The 21,856-nt window shown below is 42.4% G+C and carries 16 protein-coding genes; 9 read left to right on the forward strand and 7 right to left on the reverse strand.

Features of this window, described 5'->3' with window-relative positions; all coding sequences use genetic code 11:
* Nucleotides 1-3 precede the first annotated feature (3 nt).
* From gcvP to HFD85_RS17960, 4 genes are all read left to right on the forward strand, one after another.
* Nucleotides 4-2,883, forward strand: coding sequence for an aminomethyl-transferring glycine dehydrogenase (gene gcvP / locus HFD85_RS17945; protein WP_167613032.1), 2,880 nt, complete (start codon nt 4-6; stop codon nt 2,881-2,883).
* Nucleotides 2,884-3,127: 244 nt separating this feature from the next.
* The gene (gene ispE / locus HFD85_RS17950) at nt 3,128-3,931 is read left to right on the forward strand and encodes a 4-(cytidine 5'-diphospho)-2-C-methyl-D-erythritol kinase (RefSeq protein WP_167613034.1); all 804 of its coding nucleotides are present in this window, start codon (nt 3,128-3,130) and stop codon (nt 3,929-3,931) included.
* A 198-nt stretch (nt 3,932-4,129) separates the two neighbouring features.
* Complete coding sequence (locus tag HFD85_RS17955) at nt 4,130-4,468, forward strand: hypothetical protein (RefSeq protein WP_167613036.1); 339 nt, start codon at nt 4,130-4,132, stop codon at nt 4,466-4,468.
* Nucleotides 4,469-4,608: 140 nt separating this feature from the next.
* On the forward strand, nt 4,609-5,619 hold the full coding sequence (locus HFD85_RS17960) for a PorP/SprF family type IX secretion system membrane protein (RefSeq protein ID WP_167613038.1): 1,011 nt from the start codon (nt 4,609-4,611) through the stop codon (nt 5,617-5,619).
* 2 nt (nt 5,620-5,621) lie between these two features.
* Here HFD85_RS17960 and HFD85_RS17965 read toward each other — a convergent pair whose 3' ends face one another.
* The 5 genes from HFD85_RS17965 to tgt form a co-directional block, all read right to left on the reverse strand.
* Nucleotides 5,622-9,257: a PKD domain-containing protein gene (locus HFD85_RS17965; RefSeq protein WP_167613042.1), complete on the reverse strand. Its 3,636-nt coding sequence runs from the start codon at nt 9,255-9,257 to the stop codon at nt 5,622-5,624.
* A 77-nt stretch (nt 9,258-9,334) separates the two neighbouring features.
* Complete coding sequence (locus HFD85_RS17970) at nt 9,335-9,658, reverse strand: acyl-CoA carboxylase biotin carboxyl carrier protein subunit (protein ID WP_167613044.1); 324 nt, start codon at nt 9,656-9,658, stop codon at nt 9,335-9,337.
* Between the two features lie 17 nt (nt 9,659-9,675).
* Complete coding sequence (locus HFD85_RS17975; protein ID WP_167613046.1) at nt 9,676-11,220, reverse strand: acyl-CoA carboxylase subunit beta; 1,545 nt, start codon at nt 11,218-11,220, stop codon at nt 9,676-9,678.
* A 213-nt stretch (nt 11,221-11,433) separates the two neighbouring features.
* Nucleotides 11,434-12,513 (reverse strand): LptF/LptG family permease, encoded by a 1,080-nt coding sequence (locus HFD85_RS17980; RefSeq protein WP_167613048.1) that lies wholly within the window; start codon nt 12,511-12,513, stop codon nt 11,434-11,436.
* 4 nt (nt 12,514-12,517) lie between these two features.
* Nucleotides 12,518-13,645: a tRNA guanosine(34) transglycosylase Tgt gene (gene tgt / locus HFD85_RS17985; protein WP_167613050.1), complete on the reverse strand. Its 1,128-nt coding sequence runs from the start codon at nt 13,643-13,645 to the stop codon at nt 12,518-12,520.
* Between the two features lie 186 nt (nt 13,646-13,831).
* Here tgt and HFD85_RS17990 point away from each other — a divergent pair, with 186 nt between their 5' ends.
* Genes HFD85_RS17990 through rsmG form a run of 3 tightly spaced genes read left to right on the forward strand, consistent with a single transcriptional unit; the run spans nt 13,832 to nt 16,215 of the window.
* A complete protein-coding gene (locus HFD85_RS17990; protein WP_167613052.1) occupies nt 13,832-14,989 on the forward strand; it encodes a glycosyltransferase in 1,158 nt (385 codons plus the stop codon).
* Nucleotides 14,979-15,587: an RNA polymerase sigma factor gene (locus tag HFD85_RS17995; RefSeq protein WP_167613054.1), complete on the forward strand. Its 609-nt coding sequence runs from the start codon at nt 14,979-14,981 to the stop codon at nt 15,585-15,587. Before HFD85_RS17990 ends, HFD85_RS17995 begins: the two co-directional genes overlap by 11 nt.
* A 7-nt stretch (nt 15,588-15,594) precedes the next feature.
* Nucleotides 15,595-16,215, forward strand: a complete 621-nt coding sequence (gene rsmG / locus HFD85_RS18000) for a 16S rRNA (guanine(527)-N(7))-methyltransferase RsmG (RefSeq protein ID WP_167613056.1) — start codon at nt 15,595-15,597, stop codon at nt 16,213-16,215.
* 717 nt (nt 16,216-16,932) lie between these two features.
* Here rsmG and HFD85_RS18005 read toward each other — a convergent pair.
* On the reverse strand, nt 16,933-17,973 hold the full coding sequence (locus HFD85_RS18005; RefSeq protein ID WP_167613058.1) for an ATP-dependent 6-phosphofructokinase: 1,041 nt from the start codon (nt 17,971-17,973) through the stop codon (nt 16,933-16,935).
* 204 nt (nt 17,974-18,177) lie between these two features.
* Here HFD85_RS18005 and HFD85_RS18010 point away from each other — a divergent pair, with 204 nt between their 5' ends.
* Nucleotides 18,178-18,936, forward strand: coding sequence for a 3-keto-disaccharide hydrolase (locus tag HFD85_RS18010; protein ID WP_167613060.1), 759 nt, complete (start codon nt 18,178-18,180; stop codon nt 18,934-18,936).
* Between the two features lie 99 nt (nt 18,937-19,035).
* On the opposite strand, the gene gldB is transcribed toward HFD85_RS18010, so the two are convergent.
* Nucleotides 19,036-20,055, reverse strand: a complete 1,020-nt coding sequence (gldB, locus tag HFD85_RS18015) for a gliding motility lipoprotein GldB (protein WP_167613062.1) — start codon at nt 20,053-20,055, stop codon at nt 19,036-19,038.
* Between the two features lie 147 nt (nt 20,056-20,202).
* On the opposite strand from gldB, the gene HFD85_RS18020 reads away from it, so the two are divergent.
* A complete protein-coding gene (locus HFD85_RS18020) occupies nt 20,203-21,846 on the forward strand; it encodes an NAD+ synthase (RefSeq protein ID WP_167613064.1) in 1,644 nt (547 codons plus the stop codon).
* The last annotated feature ends 10 nt before the right edge of the window (nt 21,847-21,856 follow it).

Below are 21,856 nucleotides of genomic sequence, written 5' to 3' on the forward strand. Positions count from 1 at the left end.
TAAATGTCTCAGGATAGATTTGTAACACGCCACATTGGCCCGCGCGATCACGAGATTGCTGAAATGCTTAAAGCTGTTGGTGTTTCGTCGATGGATGAATTGCTGGAACAGACCATTCCGGCCAATATCCGGTTTAAGACCCCGCTTAAATTAAACGAGGGACTTTCGGAAAGAAAATATTACCGTCGGATTTTGGAGCTGGCCTCTAAAAACAAGGTGTTCAACACCTATATCGGAATGGGGTATTACGACACCATTACACCGGCAGTTATTCTTCGCAATGTGCTCGAGAATCCGGTTTGGTACACATCTTACACGCCATATCAGGCCGAAATTTCGCAGGGAAGGCTTGAAGCGTTGCTGAACTTCCAGACCATGATCTGCGAACTTACAGGGATGGAAATTGCCAATGCTTCGTTGCTCGATGAATCTACTGCAGCTGCCGAAGCCATGGTGATGATGTCTAACCTGCGTTCGAGGAAAATGCTGAAAGCCGGTGTGAACACTGTTCTGGTTGACGAAAAAATGTGGCCACAAACAATCGACGTACTAAAAACCCGTGCATTGCCGCTGGGTTTCGAACTGCTTGTTCAGCCAATGAGCGAATTTGAGCTGGACGAAACCGTTTTTGGTGTGCTCGTTCAATATCCGAATTCGGATGGTGAGATTGTTGATTATGCCGACCTGGTTGCCAAAGCTCACGAAAAAGAAATAAAAGTGGCGGTTGCAGCCGACTTGTTGTCGCTGGCTATTTTGACTCCTCCGGGAGAATGGGGAGCCGATATCGTATTCGGAAACACGCAGCGTTTTGGTGTTCCGATGGGTTATGGTGGTCCGCATGCAGCATTCTTCACCGCTCGCGAAGAATACAAGCGAAACATGCCGGGAAGGATCATCGGCGTAACAAAAGATATTCACGGAAACCGGGCTTTGCGCATGGCCCTGCAAACGCGTGAACAACATATTAAACGCGAGAAAGCAACTTCGAATATTTGTACTGCACAGGCATTGCTGGCTATTATGGCCGGATTTTTCGGGGTGTATCATGGCCCGGAGGGTATAACTGCAATTGCCACTCGTATTCATAACATTGCCGCTTTCCTGGCTTCAGAAATCGAAAAACTGGGCTACGAACAGGTGAATAAATTTTATTTCGATACCATTCGTTTTTCACTTCCAAAACATGTAATGCGGGAGGACATTGAGTGGCTGTCGCATGAGCTGGAAATGAACTTCCGTTATTTCGACAACGGCGATGTTGGTATCAGTATCGATGAAACCACTAACCCTGAAGATATTGGCTGGATTATAGAAGTATTTGCTAAAGCAGCCAACAAAAAATGGCAGGTAGCCAAAGAATATCCTTCAGGCGTTGAAATCGACAAGAAATTCCGACGTACCTCAACTTTCATGACTGAGGAAGTATTTAACAAATACCGCTCTGAAACTGAAATGTTGCGTTACATCAAGCGACTGGCTAAAAAGGATATTTCGCTGACACAGTCGATGATTTCACTTGGCTCGTGTACCATGAAACTGAACGCGGCCACCGAATTATTCCCATTGAGCTGGATCGAATTCAACGGTCTGCATCCATTTATTCCAAAAAATCAGGCACGGGGTTACCACGAAATGATGGAAGAATTGCGTCGCGATCTTTCAGAAATTACCGGAATGGCCGATGTTAGTTTGATGCCGAACTCGGGTGCAGCCGGAGAATACGCGGGATTGCTGGTGATTCAGGAATACCATAAAAGCAGGGGAGAAGGTCAGCGCGATGTGGTACTTATTCCTTCGTCGGCTCACGGTACCAACCCGGCAAGTGCTGTAATGGCCGGAATGAAAGTAGTGGTTGTTGCTTGCGACGAAAAAGGTAATATCGATGTTGAGGACCTTCGTTCGAAAGCCGAATTGCATAAGGATAATCTTTCAGCCTTTATGGTAACTTATCCGTCAACACATGGTGTGTTTGAAGCTTCTATCGTTGAAATGTGTGAGATCATTCACGACAACGGTGGTCAGGTTTACATGGACGGTGCGAACATGAACGCCCAGGTAGGTTTAACGAATCCACGTTTGATCGGAGCCGATGTTTGTCACCTGAATCTACATAAGACATTTGCCATTCCGCACGGTGGTGGTGGTCCTGGTGTTGGTCCTATTGGAGTAGCCAGTCATCTGGTTGACTTCCTGCCTTCGCACCCGGTAATGAATAATGGTCATGTTGGTATTACTGCTGTTTCGGGTGCTCCGTGGGGAAGTGCTTCTGTGCTGCCTATCACTTACGGTTACATTAAAATGATGGGTGCCGAAGGTTTAACAGAAGCTACAAAAGTTGCCATTCTGAATGCCAACTACATTGCCACTGCATTGAAAGACAATTACGGAATTTTATATACCGGTGAAAACGGAAGGGTGGCGCACGAGCTGATTCTCGAATGCCGTCACCTGAAAGCTTCTGCAGGAATCACGGAGGAAGACATCGCCAAGCGTTTGATGGATTACGGATTCCACGCGCCAACGCTTTCGTTCCCTGTTCACGGAACCCTGATGATTGAGCCAACCGAAAGTGAATCGAAAGAAGAACTCGATCGTTTTATCGGGGCCTTAAATTCAATTTTCGCTGAGGTGAAGGAAGTAGAAAGTGGTGTTGCCGATAAGACAGATAACGTGCTTAAAAATGCTCCTCACACCGATAAAGTTGTGTGTTCGGATGAATGGTCGCACAGTTACGGTCGCGAAAAAGCGGCTTATCCGCTTGAATGGATTCGCGAGAACAAATATTGGGTTCCGGTTGGCAGGGTGGATAACGCCTGGGGAGATAGAAACCTGATTTGTACCTGCGGTTCTCCGGAAGAATACGAGGCATTCACAAAAGAATAGAACGTTTCATATAAATAAATTGAAAGCCATCTGAGAATATCAGGTGGCTTTTTTTCTTCAAAGATCAGTTGAATTCTATAGTAAAATCGATTATTAATCGAAAGAACTCACCCTGATTGTGCCTGCGACACAGTCGTCCCTCTCTTTTCAGAAGAGAGGGAATGAGAGAGAGTAAAAAGCATTTGGGGGATTTTTCAATATCGTTAATGATTACAGAAGTCATGATTGTTACTATTTTTGTCCTATGATCTCGTTTCCGAATGCCAAAATAAATATCGGTTTAAATGTGGTTGAAAAACGACTTGATGGTTACCACAACCTGGAAACCATTTTTTACCCGGTAAAACTGGCCGATGCTTTGGAATTTGTTGAAGCGAATAACACAGCACTGACCATCTCAGGCATCCAGGTGGATGGCGATCCTGAGAATAACCTTATTATAAAAGCCTATCGCTTGTTAAGGCGAGATTTTCAGTTGCCCGAACTCCACTTTCATTTGCATAAGGTAGTTCCGTTTGGCGCCGGATTAGGTGGTGGTTCTTCAGATGCGGCATTTGCCCTGAAAATGCTGAATAAGCATTTCAACTTAAATCTCGATGATCAGACTTTGGAGCAGTATGCAACTGGTCTTGGTGCCGATTGCCCGTTTTTTATCCGGAACAAACCTACATTTGCCTACGGGATTGGCGATCAGTTTGAATCCATCGAACTCGATCTTTCGGAGTATTCAATTGTAATAATAAAACCGGATTGCTCGGTCAGTACCGTGGAGGCCTACCGAACTATTACACCGCAGAAACCCGATTTTGACCTGCGTAGAATCGCCTCTTTACCGGTAGAAGAATGGAGAAGGGTGATAAAAAACGATTTCGAAACGAGTGTCTTTCCTCAGTATCCGCAGATACGTGAATTAAAACATCAGCTGTACGATCTGGGTGCAGTGTATGCTGCCATGTCGGGAAGTGGTTCGGCAGTGTTTGGCATTTTTCGCCATTTACCGACAGATTTAGCTAATTCCCTACCAAAAGGTATTTTTATTTACCGATAGTTTTGTTCGTTTACCGATCTTAGGATTTCATTAACATTTTTTTTATTCTTTTTAACAAAAGGGTGTGTAACCTTTGTAGGCGTAAACAGTCTATTAGAGTGTAAACAGAAACAAACAATTAGAAAACAAAAAGACCTTAACGAAGGCAAAAACAGAAAACAATTTATCAAGTAGAAAGACAATTAAACAACAGAAAACATGAAAACAACAATTAAACAATTAGCAGCATTAGCAATTTTCTCTATAATATTATTAGCTGGAAATGTAAATGCAAAAGCACACGAATCGATTACTGCCTCAAGCCTTGAAACTACTGTAGAAACAACTTTGGAGATGGAAAGCTGGATGACCGATGAGGCCATTTGGAATACCGCGACAACTGAAATCGTTTTTGAAGAAGCCGACAGCGAACTGGAAATGGAAAGCTGGATGACGGATGCTTCAAATTGGACCGTTGCTCCAAAGCTGGTTGTGGAAACCGAAACCGGTTTAGAAATGGAAAACTGGATGGTTAATGAAAACAATTGGAAGATCTAAAGAAAGATAACAGCGCGATTAGTTTTATTTGAATTTTAGGGGTTGCCGGTAAAATGGCAACCTTTTTTTTTATAAATTTTTATCTGCGGTTTAGCTTGTTATAAAAATTTATATTTGTTTCTTCAATAAAACAACAACAATTGAGATTCCGTAGGCATTATTTAGTAGTATTTATATTCGCTATCGCCTTCTACAATTCTAAAGGGCAGGATGTTTCCTTTTCTCAATTTTATGCCAATCCGCTGTATTTAAATCCTGCGTTTGCCGGATCGAGTGGAGTTCCTCGTGTGTCAGTTCAGTATCGAAAACAATGGCATGCATTCAATAATGCATTTACTACGTACAGTACATCTATTGACTTCCCTGTTGAAAAATTGCGAGGAGGTATTGGTCTTTATCTTATGAACGACTTGCAGGCGGACGGTGCTTTAAATGCTTATCAGGTTAATGCCTTATATGCTGTGTCGGTTCAAATGACAGAAGAATTTAGAATGAATGCCGGAATTCAGGTTGGCTTTAATCAGAACACGTTAGGAATTAGTAGGCTTATTTTTGCTGATAATATAGATGTTAATTTTGGTAACCACGGAGTGTCGGGTGAACTGGCTTATCTTACTGATCCTGACTATTCCTATTTTGATTTAGGAACAGGATTTTTGATTTATAACGAGCGTTATTTTGGAGGTTTTTCGATTGATCACCTGGCCGAGCCATATCAATCCTATACTTCAAATAGTGAATCGGGAACAAAATTGAAACGGAAATATACCGCTCATTTAGGTGCCCGGCTTCCTGTATACCTCAATGGACATTACAGAAAAAAGTTTGATATTTCTCCACAGCTAATTGTACAATCACAAGGCGTTTTTCATCAGATTAATTATGGACTTCTTGCTGCGAAAAGAGGATTAGCTGTTGGAACCTGGTTTCGCCAGAATTTTGGACTGCGTTATGATGCTGTTATTTTATTGATTGGTTTTGTAAGAAACAAATGGCAGTTTACTTATAGTTATGATTTAGTGGTATCGGGATTATCAGGACAGTCCGGAGGAACCAGTGAAGTATCTCTGGTTTTTATGTTGAGCGGCAAAAAGAAAGCAAATGTGCTTCCGTTTTATGAACAATACAACGAGAAATTCGGTGAAATGTAGTTTTACCTTACCAGTACAACTTGTCCCTTTTGTTCATGTTCAAAGCCTTGAATATCAAAATAATTTGAAATCCAAACATAATTACCCATTGGGGCCTTATTACCGTTTTTGTCAGTTCCGTCCCAAGCATCGTGTGGTGAATTGGTCTCAAAAACGATCTGCCCCCAGCGGTCGAATATCTTTAGATTAAATCGATGATCGTCGGCACCGACTCCAAGGGGCATAAATGTTCGGTTCTCCGGAATTTCGCTGTCGGGCCTGAATGCATTAGGTGTAAATACTGAAAAAGGCAATATTTTTATCAGAATTGTCGAAGTATCCTTACAGGCATATTCTGATTCCACAATAAGTTGCGGGTAGAATTCTCCTAATTCAGTATATGTATGCGACGGGTTTTTTTCAACGGAAGTAAACTCATCGTCGAAATCCCAAAGATAATATTTGGCATTTTCAGATTCGTTGGTAAAAGTTATGGTCGAATGTTCGAGCAATGCAACCGGATAATCAACATCGAAGGCTGCAAGGGGTTTTGGATGTACCCAAATCCAGTCTTTCTTGGTAAGTGTATCAACACATCCTGTCTGCTGCGATGCTGCAATTAATGTAATATCTGCTCTTCCTGAATCGGGGAAGAAATAAATTGCAGCATCCCCGACAGGGTTAGGTACAGAATCGTTTACCCAGGTAAAGTATAAATCTTCGTCGTCGCCAGAAGCAAAAATTTCTGTGGTATAGGGTTGGCAGCCTTCTTCGTTATCGGTGGCGAAATCGAAGTGAGGTAACCTTTTTAAAGTAATTTCAGCGGGTAAACTTGTGCATCCGTATTCATTTACTGTGAGCACCGCTTTTGCCGTTGCATTGTCAAGAATCATGACGATCGAATCGTTGCCGAGCCCTGACTGATGTCCACCTTCGAAATCCCAGGTGCAAAACGACGAATCGATGGTGTTGGTGTAAATAAGTTCGACTGAGTCGGGGTAGCATATTGAAGGGTCTGCTGTAATTTCGGCTATTGGTGTAGGAAATACTTTAATCATACTGTCGATTTGATAGCCTATCTGACAACCGGATAACGTATTTGTAATGGTGAGGCTTACATCGTAGAATCCTGTTTGCGAATAGAAATGTTCTACCTGTTGTTGGTTGTTTATTGGAGATCCATCGCCAAAGTCCCATTCAAAAAGGAGTGCATCTTCAATCTTCAAGTCTCCTTTAAAAAGTACGTTTACCGAATCGCAGCCTCTTGCTTTACCCGTTTCCAGAACAAAGTCAGGATTAGCACCTAATAAAGATGATGTTGTATCGCTCCAACAACCATTCTCTTCAACAAAGAGCGATAAATAGGGTGCAGAGTTATAGGCACCAACAGAAACAATAAAGTGGTCCCAACTTATCGAATCCAACAGTTTTGCACCACCAAAATCCCAATAATAATTTGCTGCCTGGGTTGCGTTTCCGTTGTATTTTACTTCTCTGGAGTAACCCTTGCATTTATCATTTGGATCATCAACAAAAATAAAATCGGAGGTGGGAGTTGGTTGAAAAATTATTCGGAAGGTGTCGTATTTGGCACAACCATCGAGAGTTCTTAATTCGTAATAAATTTCAAATTCGCCCCATTCAGTTGTTTCAATGTTAGTGGTTTGGTGTGCTTCATTTGTAAAAATTATGCTACCGGTATTTGAACTCCAGGCGAAGCTGCCATCATAGTCCCAAAGCGATTCTGGTGCATCGGTGATACTAACTGTTAAACTGGCCTTTTTTGTTCCACAGTTTAATTCAATCCCTTCGATTTGTACATTTGGAACAGGAAAAACAACCAGGTTCATAGTATCTCGTGCAGGGCAATTGTATTCATTGTAGGCAGTTATGCGGTATTCACCTGTTGAGTTGGCTGTAAAATATTGGCTTGTGGATATTGTTTCGTTATTTTCGTTCTGCCAGACGTATTTTTCGAATCCATCGTTTCCGTTCAGTTCAATTGCGTATGGTTCGCAACCTTCATCGTATTCAATTCCCAGATCAACCTGAGGATGGCTCACAAATACAAAAATAGAATCTTCCAGTTCGCAACCGTCAATAGTTGTGGTTTTAACCTGGTACTTTCCGCCCTCGGTGATTGTAAGTTGTTGCGTTGTATCGCCAGTATTCCATTTATAGGTGTCGAAATATGGTCCTGCATCCAGGGTCCTTGATTCTCCGTAGCAGAGAAGGAGCGTATCGCCATTAAAATTAATGCTTTCGCCTAAATCGAGTACCAGGTTCAGGTTAAAACCAACACCATATCCATATGACTCGACCCCGCCATATCCGTAAACATATGCCAAAAAGCCACGGTCCTGGTTCAGGTTTTCAATCCGGTGATTTCCAGGGGATATATTTTTCTGGGTAAAAGAATATTCACTTTCAGGAAAAGCCTGAAATTCACTAGCAATTGGAGCGCCATCGAACCGAATATTGCCAACTTCTTCAGTTAGGCTAACAATATTTACATAATAGCTAGCAATTTGATTTGAGTTATACGCAACAAACGTTACATCGTTTTTTGCCTGGGTGGTCGAACTGAGAATGATCATAAATGGGTCGCCATTGCCGTTTGTATAGTTTCGATCAACATCTCTCGACTGACTAAACTGGGCAACCAATATGGGTTTGTCTCCAAAAATTCTTTTGGGTTCGTTATAGAAAAATACCAACTCTTTAAATTCACCGGCATTTAATTCAATGGGGTCTAGACCTGTGATGTAAACCGTTGTTTGATCTTGCGCTGCCATTATTCGGTAACGGTCTTGTTCTCTCGATTTCAAAGGAACGGCATAATATTCTTTTCCCCACGCCTGAATGGGCGGAATTTGTTCGTAAAGATGATCCCAGCAACATTCACCAACCGGTACCCGGGTACTAAGCGAGCCTGAATAGAAGGCAATGGGCTTGTCGGCAATAATATGGCTGCTTGTTAGATCTCCCTGCCCCGGTAAATTCGCTTCGTTTTCCGATTGTACCTGGTAAACCTGGCCTTTGTTTAATGTAATACAGAATGTGGAATCCTTTGGTTGCAGCTTATCTGTCACTTTTGAAGGGGTTATGTGAATTGTTGTGGAATCTTCAGAAGCAACTAATAAAAACTCGCTGTTTCTTCCATTTCCCGTTTGCGAATTATTTAGGTCAACATCGGGATCGTAACACATCGCGAAATACTCTTTTCCTAACGATTCTATAGGATAGATAACAGCAACATCTGCTGAATTGCGATCGTAGTTCAAGGCATATAAATTCACGGGTTTTTCCGACACTAAATGAATCCCTTTGTTTTCAACTTCCTCCGACCCAAGCGCCTCGACAATGTCCCAGGGTATTACGACTTGTTGTGAATTATTTGCGGCAACAGAAAAAGTGCCCTGAAAAGGAATTTCGTCGGGACCAACAGTGATTATGAAAGTTGTTGCTTCGCGGGCTGTAACTGTAATTTCAACATGGTGATTGCCTGTGTAGTTGCGACTTTCCATAAACCCAAACCAAAACTCTGTTCCCTCAGTCGATTTTCTGCAAGGATTGGTCTCTACTTGAGCGTTTAACAGCAATGAAAGGGCTACAAAAATAACGGTCAGGATAACTCCTCTTTTTACTGGGTGAAGCATGTTCAAAGCTAAAAATAAATTCACAAAAAAAACCGCACATGGTTCATGCGCGGTTTTTTTTCATATCAGTATTCAGCTTATGCTTTCTTTATCTCAAGCATTAAGTGGCGTTTCGGAATTACTTCATCCTTTTTAACGTAGATCTTAACGATCTGCCCGTCGAAAGGCATACGAACCTGGTTTTCCATTTTCATGGCTTCCAGCAGTAACAGCGTTTCGCCTTCTTTTACTTTTTGATTGGTCTTCACAAAAATATCGACAATCGTTCCCGGAATGAACGAATAAATCATGTTCTCGTTTGGAGTTTCATAATTTACCCTGTTTTCAAATTTCCAGGTGTATTGTGTTTTGTATATCGCCCCCTGAATAATCAGGTTTTTTAATTCTTTTTCTTCTGCCATAACTATAAGTTGATCTGTTAAAACGGAGGAATACCGTGCTTTTTAGCTGGCATTGAAGCAGTTTTATTCTCAGAAACCTGCAGTGCGTGTAAAATACGTGAGCGTGTTTCACTTGGTTCGATCACTTCGTCGATGTAACCCTGCGCTGCTGCAACATAAGGATTCGCAAATTTCTCTTTGTATTCCTGAATTTTCTGCTGACGCATTTCCTCAGGATTTTCAGCTTCCGAAATTTCCTTGCGGAAAACAATATTGGCGGCACCTTCAGGTCCCATAACAGCAATTTCGGCAGTAGGCCATGCAAACACAAAGTCGGCACGTAAGTGACGCGAGTTCATGGCAATGTAACCACCACCGTATGCCTTGCGGATAATTACTGTAACTTTTGGCACAGTAGCTTCACTGTAGGCATAAAGAATTTTTGCTCCGTGACGGATTACTCCGGCATGTTCTTGGTCAACTCCAGGCAAGTAGCCAGGAAGGTCTTCAAGGGTAACAATCGGAATATTGAATGCATCGCAGTAACGGATAAAACGTGCTGCTTTATCTGAACTGTCAATATCCAGTACTCCTGCCAATACCATAGGCTGGTTGGCAACAAAGCCTACTGTTTCACCATTCATGCGCCCAAATCCAATAATGATGTTCGGAGCAAAACGTTCCATAATTTCAAAGAATTCAGAACCATCGGTAATGCTTTTAATAACATCACGCATGTCGTAAGGAATTCTTGGATCAGCCGGAACAATGTCTTCAACTTTTGCGCCTTTTAGTGGTGCTTTTGGTTTGTGAGCAAGCGCTTTTTTCAGGTTACTACGTGGAATAAAACTGATCAGTGTTTTTATCTGGTCAAAGCATTCCATTTCGGTTTCAGCATAAAAGTGTGCATTACCGGTAACTTCGGCGTGCACTTTAGCACCACCTAATTCTTCCATTGTAACTTCTTCACCTAAAACCGATTTTACCACTGATGGTCCGGTGATAAACATTTTCGAAATGTTTTCAACCACGAAAACAAAGTCGGTTAGTGCCGGTGAATAAACAGCGCCACCTGCGCAAGGCCCCAATATTACTGAGATTTGTGGAATAACTCCCGAGGCCAGGGTATTACGGAAGAAGATCTCTCCGTAACCTGCAAGCGAGTTAACACCTTCCTGAATACGTGCACCACCCGAGTCGTTGATACCAATTAACGGAACTCTCATTTTCAGAGCATGGTCCATAATCTTGGTGATTTTACGGGCATGCATCAGTCCAAGCGAACCACCTGCCACGGTAAAGTCCTGGGCAAAAATACAAACCGGTTTGTCGTAAATGGTACCTGTACCGATGATAACACCGTCGCCATGCAAGGTTTTACCTTCCATGCCAAAATCTTTAGCCGCGTGTTCTACGAACAGGTCGTATTCGTGAAATGAGTTTTTATCGAGCAATGCCAGGATACGTTCCCTTGCGGTCATTTTCCCCATTGCAACTTGTTTCTCAATGGCTTTATCTCCACCACCTTTTTGTACTTCTTTCTTTCTTTTACGAAGATCGAGTACGTTACTTCTTAGTGACATAAAGTATTTTTTTAGTTATAAGTTTACCCGTGATAGCTGGGTATTTTAAAATTACGTGCTGGCAAAATTATAATTTTTTCCGGTTGCCATTCTTAAATGCATTTATGTGTTACGAATTTTAAGGAACATGGATACATTTCATTCGAATTATAGGATTCTTTGTTTGAAAAGTTCTTCGCAGGAAGTTCAAATCCAGCACTGACAGAAACCAGATTAGCGCGCTGCCCAACGATAAAGAAAGACGGCAATCACTGCGTACATTAAATTTGGTATCCAAACGGCCACGAATGGTGGCGTTGATCCGCTGACGGCAAACACCGTAGAGATTTGCATGAATAAAATGTAAGAGAAAGCCAGTAGCAGGCCTAGCCCGAGGTGAAATCCGAGACCACCTTTTACTTTTCGTGAGGCCAGGCTGACGCCGATAATGGTAAGAATAAAAGTGGAAAATGGATTGGCCATTCGCTTGTGTTTTTCGATTTCCCACTCCACATAGTTTACGCCCCGCATTTTCATCAGTTCAATTTCCTTAATGAGTTCGGGAGTTTTGTAGGTTTCCATCTCATCTTTCAGTACCATGAAATCTTTTGGCGACATATTCAATGTTGTGTCCATGTGGTAACCATTCTCCAACTCCTCGTAATCATCGTGAATTATTCGTTTCCAGTAAGAGTTGATGATCCATTTGTCGGTTTCTTCATCCCAGCGGATATTTTGTGCAGTAAGCTTTTCTGTAAGTTTGGCGCCATCGAAACGTTCGAGTGTAAAACGGTATCCGATATTGTTTTCGGTAAAACTTTGAAGGTAAATGTAAACACCCGGTTCAATTTGCCGGTGGACATTTCTTTCCGTTCCGGTTGTACGCGATTTGATGTACTTCTCCTTAAAATTGATCATCGTATTATTTGCCGGTGGAATAATAAAATTGCCAAGGAAAAAAGACAACAAGGTAATTATCGTAGCCGAAACCATGTAAGGCCGCATTAGCCGGGAATAGGAAACACCGCTGCTCAAAATGGCAATAATCTCGGTGTTATAGGCCATCTTCGAAGTAAAATAAATAACGGCAATAAATGTAAACAACGGGCTGAACAGGTTACCAAAATAAGGGATGAAGTTCATGTAATAATCCATCACGATGTCGCGCGTCGGAATATCTTTGGAGATAAACTCGTCGAGGTTTTCCGAAATATCGAAAACTATGGCAATGCTCAGAATCAGTGCGATGGCATAAAAGAAAGTTCCCAGGTATTTCTTTGTAATGTAAAAGTCTATGGTTTTATACCACTTCATGCTGTTACAATCTGTTTTTTAGTTTAATGACCATCTCGTTTTTCCAACTCACAAAATCGCCGTTTAGTATTTTTTCGCGGGCTGCTTTTACCAGCCACAGATAAAAAGCCAGGTTGTGCTGGCTGGCAATCTGGGCGCCCAGCATTTCTTTCGAAATAATCAGGTGCCGAAGATAAGCTTTAGAATACTGGTCGACAAACGATGTTCCGTTTTCATCGATCGGGCTGTGGTCGTTTTCCCATTTTTTATTTCGGATATTGATGATCCCCTCCGAAGTGAAAAGCATACCGTTGCGTCCGTTTCGTGTGGGCATTACACAATCGAACATATCAATTCCGCGGTGAATACCTTCGAGGATGTTTACAGGTGTACCAACTCCCATCAGGTAGCGCGGTTTATCTTCGGGTAAATCGGTGGTAACTACTTCCGTCATTTCATACATTTCTTCTTCGGTTTCGCCTACCGATAAACCACCAATCGCATAACCATCGGCATTGAAAGTTTTTACATGCGCCACGGCTTGTCTTCTTAAATCAGCAAATGTATTACCCTGAACAATGGGGAACAAAGTTTGCTTGTAACCATATTTTGGTTCGGTGCTGGTAAAGCGAACAAAACAACGATCGAGCCAGCGCTGCGTAAGTTCCAGCGATTTTTTTGCATAATCGTAATCGGCTCCACCGGGTGTGCATTCGTCGAAAGCCATAATGATATCGGCACCGATCGTTCGCTGAATATCCATTACGTTTTCGGGTGTGAACAGGTGGTACGAACCGTCGATGTGCGACTGAAACCGTGCGCCTTCCTCCGACAATTTGCGCAGGTCGCCCAGCGAAAATACCTGGAAGCCGCCGCTGTCGGTCAAAATTGGTTTGTCCCAGCGGTTGAATTTGTGCAGGCCGCCGGCTTTTTCAATTACATCGAGCCCGGGGCGCAAGTATAAATGATAGGTGTTGCCAAGAATAACTTCAGCTTTAATGTCCTCCTTTATGTCGCGGGTATGAATGCCTTTTACCGAACCGGCAGTCCCCACGGGCATAAAAATGGGTGTTTCGATCGTACCGTGATCGGTGGTTATTTTGCCGGCTCTTGCACGCGAGTCAGTAGCTGATTTTTGTAACTGAAAATCCATATACCCAAAATTGATGCGCAAATATAGCCAATTAACTCGAAAACAACCGGGCTGTATGGAACTGCGGCTTGTTAATAAAAACTAATTGATGTAAATAAAATTAGCACCTTCAAATCCATTCTTTCATTTTTTATTTACCACATTTGCCTACAGCTAAAAAGATCTCAAAATTGATTTTCGTCCTGAATGAATCACAACATTTTAGATAAACTGCAAGAACTGAATGCCGGGGAGTGGATCCTGATCGGGATTTTTCTTTTTCTCCTTGTCTTCAGGATGTATTATCTGTTGTTTTTTACTGGCAGGCAGCTTTTCAAAAGCAGAAAGGTTGTTATTGCCAACGAAAAAGCCGCCCAGCCCATTTCTGTATTTACCACGGTCAGGAACGAGGAAGAAAATTTGCGAAGAGTTTTGCCACAACTGCTCGAGATTAATAATGTAAAATATGAAGTTATAGCTGTTGACGATTATTCGCTCGATAATACGTTCACCGTGTTGGGGGCGTTTAAGCACCGTTATCCTCATTTCCGAATTTCGTCGTTAAATGAAGAAACACGTTTTTCGGTTAAACTGGCTCAGAATATTGCTTTAAAAGCAGCACAATACGACTGGGTGTTGCAATTCCCTATTTCGGGCGCCGGTGCCGGCAACGACTGGCTTAGTGGTTTTGCTTACAACACCACATCGCAAAATCGAAAATTGCTTTTGGGCTATACCGGAATCAAACCTAAAACTGGATTTTACAACCTGCTTTGCCGCATTGAGATGTTCATGCAGCAGGTAAAAAGTGCCGGTTTTATTCGCAATGGAATTCCTTTTGTTTATTTCGAAGACAATGTGGCTTTCAAACGCCAGGAATATTTTAAGCTTGGCGGCTACGGACAAAAAACGAGGGAAGCATATGCAAATCTTGAATTACTTATCAATAAATTCATCACGAAAAAGGAGACTACTGTTCTTTTCAACGAGACTACCCGGCTGACAATCGACATTCCTACCGAAAAGGATGATTTCCTCAACCTGATAAAAAGAAGTGAACGAATTGAGCGTTATTTGCCGGCCTGGAAGCGTTTTATGCTGGCTTTTGAAGCCGTTACTGAAATGCTCTATTTGCCTTTTCTGGTTTTTGTATTGGTGTATTTTTTCGAACTATGGTTGTTTATTGTTGTGTTAGCCGGTGTGAAATTACTGGCTCACTTAATCATAATTAAAATCGTTCAAAATCGTTTGAATGAACGTAAAATATTCATATCTTCGTTAGTATACGGTCTGTTGATGCCTTATTTTAAGCTGGTTTACAGGTGGCATTTTAAGCAGCAAAGCCGTAACAGAAATGGAAGATAAAGGTTTAATACTTTCGGAAAAAGCCCGTCAGGACTACGAACTTGTAAAGTCGGCCTTGCAAGGTGACGAAAAAGCTTTTGCCCGGTTGTTAAACAAATACAAGGATGCCATTTACTTTATGCTGCTAAAAATGGTGAACAACCGCAGCGATGCCGAAGACCTCACACTCGAAGCATTCGGAAAAGCCTTTAAAAGCCTTCATCAATATTCGCCAACCTACGCTTTTAGTACCTGGTTGTTTAAAATTGCCTCGAACAACTGCATCGATTTCCTTCGGAAAAAGAAGGGAGTTCATGTGTCGATTGAAGACAAGGAGGAGAATGAGAATACCGATTCGATTAAATTAAAATCGAAGGAACCCAATCCCGAAGAAAAACTGATCCGGAAACAAAAAGCGATATTGCTGCGAAATGTGGTTCGAAAACTTAAGCCGCGCTACCAGGTGTTGGTAGAGTTGCGTTATTTTAAAGAATTTTCGTACGAAGAAATTGCAAAAACCTTAGATTTGCCGCTCGGTACCGTTAAAGCGCAGTTATTCAGGGCGCGCGAGATGTTGTTTAAAATGATTGAAAGTACCGAGATCAATCCAAAAGACTAAGGTGTAAATGGAAATTATTCTGAAATACTTCCCCGGATTAAGTGAAAAGCAAATAGAATTGTTTGGTAAGCTGCAACCTTTGTATGCCGAATGGAATGCACAAATTAACGTGATTTCGCGTAAAGATTTTGCCGAGTTTTACGAGCGCCATGTGCTGCATTCGCTGGGCATTGCCAAATTTACACGGTTTACAAAAGGAAGCCGCATCCTGGATGTTGGAACGGGTGGGGGATTTCCCGGAATTCCGCTGGCCATTATGTTTCCTGATGTACAGTTTCACCTGGTCGATTCGATCGGCAAAAAAATAAAGGTGGTAAAAAATGTAGCCGAAGCACTTGGTTTGGAAAACCTTACTGCCGAACAGGTTCGCGCTGAACAACTCCGCGACAAATACGATTTTGTTGTCAGTCGCGCCGTTACTCGTTTGCCCGAATTTGTACAGTGGATCAACTTTAACATTTCAAAAAAACAAATCAATCCACTTCCCAACGGTATTTTATACCTGAAAGGCGGTGATCTGAAAGAGGAACTCAAGCCGTTCGGGAAACGGGTTTACGTGCAGGACCTTTCAGCTTACTTTAACGAGCCCTTCTTCGAAACCAAGAAAGTGGTGCATCTACCCTTATAAAATTGCATCCCAATATTGAATTAGTCAGCAGGAATAGAAGTAATTACGATTTGTAGATTACTTACCCTCTGTCCAGTACCCGTCCGAAAAGTTCATCAGGGCGGATCTCCCTTCTCGAATCTACCCTTTATACACCAATACAAGGAATGAGCGATTTTGATCTCCTCCAGAAATTCGGCGCATTATAGTGCACCTTTTCAATGCTTTGCCGCAATTGCGCCGATTTTGTAGGATCATTAACCCCGGGCGGCACTCACCCCGAATGTTCGGGGGCGTTCTGCCCGGGGCTGAATGATTAAGGACTTTCAGCCCTACAATTGGCAAAACTTGCTTTCGAGATTTAAAAAAACAGCACTGAAAGTGCGTTGTATTTTAGCCCAGGCCAAAGTAATTCAAAGAATTACGGCGGCCTGGGTTACAATAGCATGATGTACCTCGTCCGGCGAAGAAGGCTGATCGAAGCTGAACGATTGTTCCGGACGAAAATGGAGCAGAACCTCGCAAATATGTGTATAAAGGGTAGTTTTCGAATTGAGAAACGTTTAGTCTCCAAATCCCGCAATGTTCAACTCATTAATAGATCGAATTTGCAAAGATTCACTGGCCAATCGTCCTTCCTTGGGAGCAGGGAAGGATAAGAGGATGGGTGTAAAAAAAGCGTTCCCCGGTAATCCGAAGAACGCTGATATCATAAGTTTTACTATTGACTATTAACTGTTAAAGAAACTCGTCGCCAAACGAAACACCCATTTTTCGGGCTTTTTGAATGAGTCCATGGTCCGATTCAACCAGTCGAAGTTTTCCTCCTACTTCCTCCAGAGGTACTGTTGTAAGTTCATTGTCTTTAATGGCAACCATGGTTCCGAAATTTCCTTCTGCAATACATTGTGTAGCAAACGAGCCGTAACGCGTGGCCAGAATCCTGTCCATAGGAGTAGGCGATCCGCCACGTTGAATATATCCCAAAACCGTTTCGCGTGTTTCTATACCGGTGTAAGTTTGAATGGCTTCGGCAATGTGCGAAGCAGCTGATTTATCTTTCGGATGTTCGATGCCCTCGGCAACTACCACGATGGAGTATGGTTTATTGTCCTCGTAGCGGCTTTCAATTTTTTTGCAAACCGAGCGGATATTGTATTCCAATTCGGGTAAAAGAATGATATCGCCGCCGCCTGCCAAACCTGAATAAAGTGCCAGCCAACCTGCATGGTGCCCCATTATTTCGATGATCATTACCCGCTGGTGCGAGTTGGCAGTGGTATGCAGCCGGTCGATTGCATCGGTTGCGATCTGAACTGCAGAATCGAATCCAAAAGTAACGTCGGTTCCCCAAACGTCGTTATCGATTGTTTTTGGGATGCCAACCACGTTCAATCCTTCCTGAGCCAGCAACGATGCCGTCTTCATGGTTCCGTTACCGCCAATACAAACCACGGCATCGAGCCCAAGTTTTGCATAATTCTTTTTAATTTTTTCGGGTTTAAGGTTATCGCCGTTTTTCGCCATTTTAAACGGCTTTTCGCGTGAAGTGCCCAAAATTGTTCCTCCCAGTGTGAGAATACCCGATAAGGCCGATTCTTTAAGCACGTTATATTTCCCACTTATAAGCCCTGAATAACCTGCATGAAATCCGAGTACCTCCATTCCGTACTCCACTATGGCGGTTTTTCCAACTCCTCTGATAGCAGCGTTAAGCCCGGGACAGTCGCCTCCCGCGGTCAATATCCCAATTCGCTTGGGTTTTACTACGTCATTCATATCTTTTGTTTTGTGACTAAAATCCTGTTGATAGACCGAATTTACAAAAGATGAATTGATTTCCGTTAAATCAAGTCGTGTTATTGCGTCATTTATTAATAATTATCTTTTGCAGTTCGTGAAGAAAGGATGATAATATTTTTGTATTTTCGCTGGTCAGTCTAATAAACGACTTTTAATCTTTAACCAATTAAATAATATCTGATGAAAAGAATTTTCACTTATCTGATGGCTGTTGCCTTTGTTTTTACACTTTCATGTAAAAGCTCCAAAACAGGCGGATCGGCCGGATTAAATCAACTTACAAAACAGGAAAAAGCAGAAGGTTGGGTTTTGCTATTCGACGGAAAAACCAGTGAAGGCTGGAAAGGTTACAACAAAGATCATTTCCCGGGCGGATGGGAAATTGTTGACGGGACATTGCATTGCAAAGGTTCGGGGCAAGGTGAAGCCGGCGGAAGAGACGGTGGTGACATTGTAACGACTAAAGAATTCTCGAATTTCAGATTAAAACTGGAGTGGAAGATTTCTGAAGGGGGCAACTCCGGTATTTTCTACCTGGGAAAAGACAATACCAAGTGGCCTGCCATCTATTACACTGCGCCTGAAATGCAGGTGTTGGATAACGAACGTCATCCAGATGCGCGTGCCGGAAAAGATGGAAACCGCAAGGCAGGTTCACTTTACGACCTGATTCCTGCTGTTCCGCAAAATGCAAAACCTGTTGGCGAATGGAATGAAGTAGAAATTGAAGTTTACCGCGGCAGTGTTTGGCACCGTCAAAACGGTAAAACAGTTGTTGAATACCATTTGTGGACCGATGACTGGAACAAAATGGTAGCCGATTCAAAATTCCCTGGACTGAATCCTGATTGGGCAAACATTGCTAAATCGGGTGTTATCGCTCTGCAGGATCATGGCGACGATGTTTGGTACCGGAATATTAAAATTCTTGCTCAATAAGCTCGAATTACGCTAAATAATCTTCGAAAGGCCCGGTGGAAATTCTGCCGGGCTTTTTTCTTGCTTTCTACTCCGCCTTAGCCTAAGTCTGTGCCTTTCCTATCCCGGATCATATTCCGATTCATTAAGGATCTTCTGGAAATCATTGTTCTCCATCAGTTGTTGTAAGGTAACTTCCGGGTGTTTTTTCATGTATTGACGAACAATTTGCCAGCCGATCCAAACACCCGTTCTGCCAGGTGATTCCAAGGGAAAACCGCTTGTGGTCGGTGCGTCATTGATATAGCGCACAATGTCCATACGTTTGTTCGAATACAGCATTTTCTTTTCAATGAGGTAGGTCCACATTGGCACTTCATTCATTTCGCACCAGTTTAGTTGTTCTGTGGTATAACCAATTTTCAACGAATCTGATGTGGTGGGAAGCATAGCATCAACCAGGTACATAATTTTACCTTTTTGTATCATGTTGCCAAGTAGGTTAGTGGCAATGTCAGGATTTTCGAACTCAGTAATTCCCCAGGCGTACGCCATTTCCGGAATGATGCGTTCAGGCCGCATGTTCAGAATTTTGTATTGAGGCGTTGTATTTAGTTGCTGGTAATATTTGCAGTCGCGGCCGAGGTATTTATCAAGGCTGATCCCAACCAGGTTTTCAGCTGTTACTATCGATTGATTAAATCCCGAAATATAGGTGTAAACCGCAGGAATTTCTTTATCGGGGAAATGAAAGGCGAAATATTTAAAAGCCTTTTTAATTTGCTTCTCAAGTTTCTTCTGGTTGCCAAATACGGTTTCGGTTTTTAAGCGAACTTCCTGAATCGTGGTATCGGTCAGAAATAACTTTATCAGGTCTGGAAAGTTGTCTTCTCCAATGCCACCGATGTTAATGATCCGGTAGGTAAAAAGATTAAAAAAGTCGGGGTATTCGTTGCTTAAGTCAGCCATTGCAACCAGTGTGTCTTTTCCTTCGAAATTAAAAAGCTGGTCGCTGAAACGTACAAATTCAGCTTCCGTTTCAATGTTCGAAATATCTACTTTTAACGGATTTCTTTTACAGGCCGAAAACAATAGGATTACCAGCGACAATACAATTAAGCTACCAAAGCTTCTCTTCATTTTACAAGAATTTTAAATCAATACGTGTGCTCTCAATTAATATTGCGAAATTGAACTAAAAATTGAACTTTTGCAATTGTTATTCATTCAGGTTTCAAGCTTCGGAGCAACTCTGAACTTTAAACGCTGAACTTTAAACATTAGTGAATGAAAGTTGAACTCGCACAGTTAAATTATACCATAGGTGATTTTGAGGGTAATTCGAAGAAAATTATCGGGAAAATCGAAAGTGCAAAAGAACAGAATGTCGATTTGGTTTTGTTTTCCGAGTTGTCGGTAACAGGTTATTATCCGCACGATCTGCTCGAAAAAAAGGAGTTCATAAAAAAAGCAGAGGATGCTGTTGCTGAAATTGCAAAAGTGTGTGTGGGAATTGCTGCTTTGGTTGGAGCCCCGCGGATCAACGAAAACGAGCGTGGAAAAACCCTGTTCAATTCCGCTTTCTTTTTAAGCGACGGCAAAATTCAAAGTATTCACAATAAAACGCTGCTCCCCACTTACGATATTTTTGATGAATACCGCCATTTCGAACCAAACCGCGAATTTCACATTGTGGAATATAAAGGCGAACGCATTGCTGTAACCATTTGCGAAGATTTATGGGACGAACAACCCACTGCCAACGAGTTTGGGAAGGATAAGTTGTATTCCATTTCTCCGATGGAAGAGCTCGCCAAATTGAATCCCGATTTTGTAGTGAACCTGTCGGCGTCGCCATTTTCGTACAACCAGGAAGGCTGGCGCAAGGATGTGCTGGTAAAGAAAGCCAAAAACTACGGTATCCCGATTTTGTATTGTAATCAGGTTGGCGCACAAACCGAACTGATCTTCGATGGCGGCTCGGTTTTTATTGATCGCGATGGTGAAATTATAAAAGAGCTGAAGTATTTTGAGGAAGATGCGCTAATTCTGGATACAAAAAATATAGGCGAAAAATCGTTACAAAACGAAGCTGATTATATCGAAAAAATTCACGATGCACTGGTATTGGGTATTCGCGATTATTTTCAAAAAATGGGTTTCAAAAGGGCGACACTCGGGCTTTCTGGTGGAATTGATTCTGCAGTTGTAGCCGTGCTGGCTGTTCGCGCCCTTGGTCCTGAAAATGTGCGCGTTTTGCTGATGCCTTCAAAATACTCTTCCGATCACAGTGTGGAAGATGCCAGGATATTGGCCGAAAACCTTGGGATCCGTCACGACATTGTTCATATTCAAAAGGCGGTTGATGCATTCGAAAAAGAGTTGGCTCTGCTTTTCGAAGGTTGTTCGGCCGACGTTACAGAGGAAAATATTCAGGCGCGAACCCGGGGTATCTTTGTGATGGCCATTTCGAATAAATTTGGTCACATTTTGTTGAATACAACCAATAAAAGCGAAAGCGCCGTTGGATACGGAACATTGTATGGCGATATGAACGGCGGACTCGCAGTGTTGGGCGATGTGTACAAGCTCGATGTGTATAGATTGTCACGATTCATGAACCGTGACGGCGAGATCATTCCTGAAAATACCATTGTAAAACCACCGTCGGCAGAACTGCGCCCCGATCAGAAGGATACTGACTCGCTACCCGATTATGAAGATCTGGATGTGATGCTGTTCAACTACATCGAGCTCAATAAATCGCCACGCGAAATTGCCGACATGGGTTTTGATGAAGAAATTGTAAGAAAGGTGGTTAGGATGGTGAATATGAACGAGTATAAGCGTTTTCAGGCGGCTCCGATATTGAGGATAAGTTCAAAAGCATTTGGTTTTGGCCGAAAAATGCCATTGGTCGCCCGCTATTGATTAATTTCTG

Source organism: Maribellus sediminis, assembly GCF_011799805.1.
Taxonomy (GTDB): domain Bacteria; phylum Bacteroidota; class Bacteroidia; order Bacteroidales; family Prolixibacteraceae; genus Draconibacterium; species Draconibacterium sediminis_A.

Bases quoted from the DNA above. Each gene is read 5' to 3' on its own strand.
- HFD85_RS18005 (WP_167613058.1), bottom strand. From the start codon at position 17,973: ATGAATGACGTAGTAAAACCCAAGCGAATTGGGATATTGACCGCGGGA.
- HFD85_RS17990 (WP_167613052.1), top strand. From the start codon at position 13,832: ATGAATCACAACATTTTAGATAAACTGCAAGAACTGAATGCCGGGGAG.
- gldB (WP_167613062.1), bottom strand. From the start codon at position 20,055: ATGAAGAGAAGCTTTGGTAGCTTAATTGTATTGTCGCTGGTAATCCTA.
- tgt (WP_167613050.1), bottom strand. From the start codon at position 13,645: ATGGATTTTCAGTTACAAAAATCAGCTACTGACTCGCGTGCAAGAGCC.
- HFD85_RS17955 (WP_167613036.1), top strand. From the start codon at position 4,130: ATGAAAACAACAATTAAACAATTAGCAGCATTAGCAATTTTCTCTATA.
- rsmG (WP_167613056.1), top strand. From the start codon at position 15,595: ATGGAAATTATTCTGAAATACTTCCCCGGATTAAGTGAAAAGCAAATA.
- HFD85_RS18010 (WP_167613060.1), top strand. From the start codon at position 18,178: ATGAAAAGAATTTTCACTTATCTGATGGCTGTTGCCTTTGTTTTTACA.
- HFD85_RS17965 (WP_167613042.1), bottom strand. From the start codon at position 9,257: ATGCTTCACCCAGTAAAAAGAGGAGTTATCCTGACCGTTATTTTTGTA.
- HFD85_RS18020 (WP_167613064.1), top strand. From the start codon at position 20,203: ATGAAAGTTGAACTCGCACAGTTAAATTATACCATAGGTGATTTTGAG.
- HFD85_RS17970 (WP_167613044.1), bottom strand. From the start codon at position 9,658: ATGGCAGAAGAAAAAGAATTAAAAAACCTGATTATTCAGGGGGCGATA.
- HFD85_RS17980 (WP_167613048.1), bottom strand. From the start codon at position 12,513: ATGAAGTGGTATAAAACCATAGACTTTTACATTACAAAGAAATACCTG.
- HFD85_RS17995 (WP_167613054.1), top strand. From the start codon at position 14,979: ATGGAAGATAAAGGTTTAATACTTTCGGAAAAAGCCCGTCAGGACTAC.
- gcvP (WP_167613032.1), top strand. From the start codon at position 4: ATGTCTCAGGATAGATTTGTAACACGCCACATTGGCCCGCGCGATCAC.
- HFD85_RS17975 (WP_167613046.1), bottom strand. From the start codon at position 11,220: ATGTCACTAAGAAGTAACGTACTCGATCTTCGTAAAAGAAAGAAAGAA.
- ispE (WP_167613034.1), top strand. From the start codon at position 3,128: ATGATCTCGTTTCCGAATGCCAAAATAAATATCGGTTTAAATGTGGTT.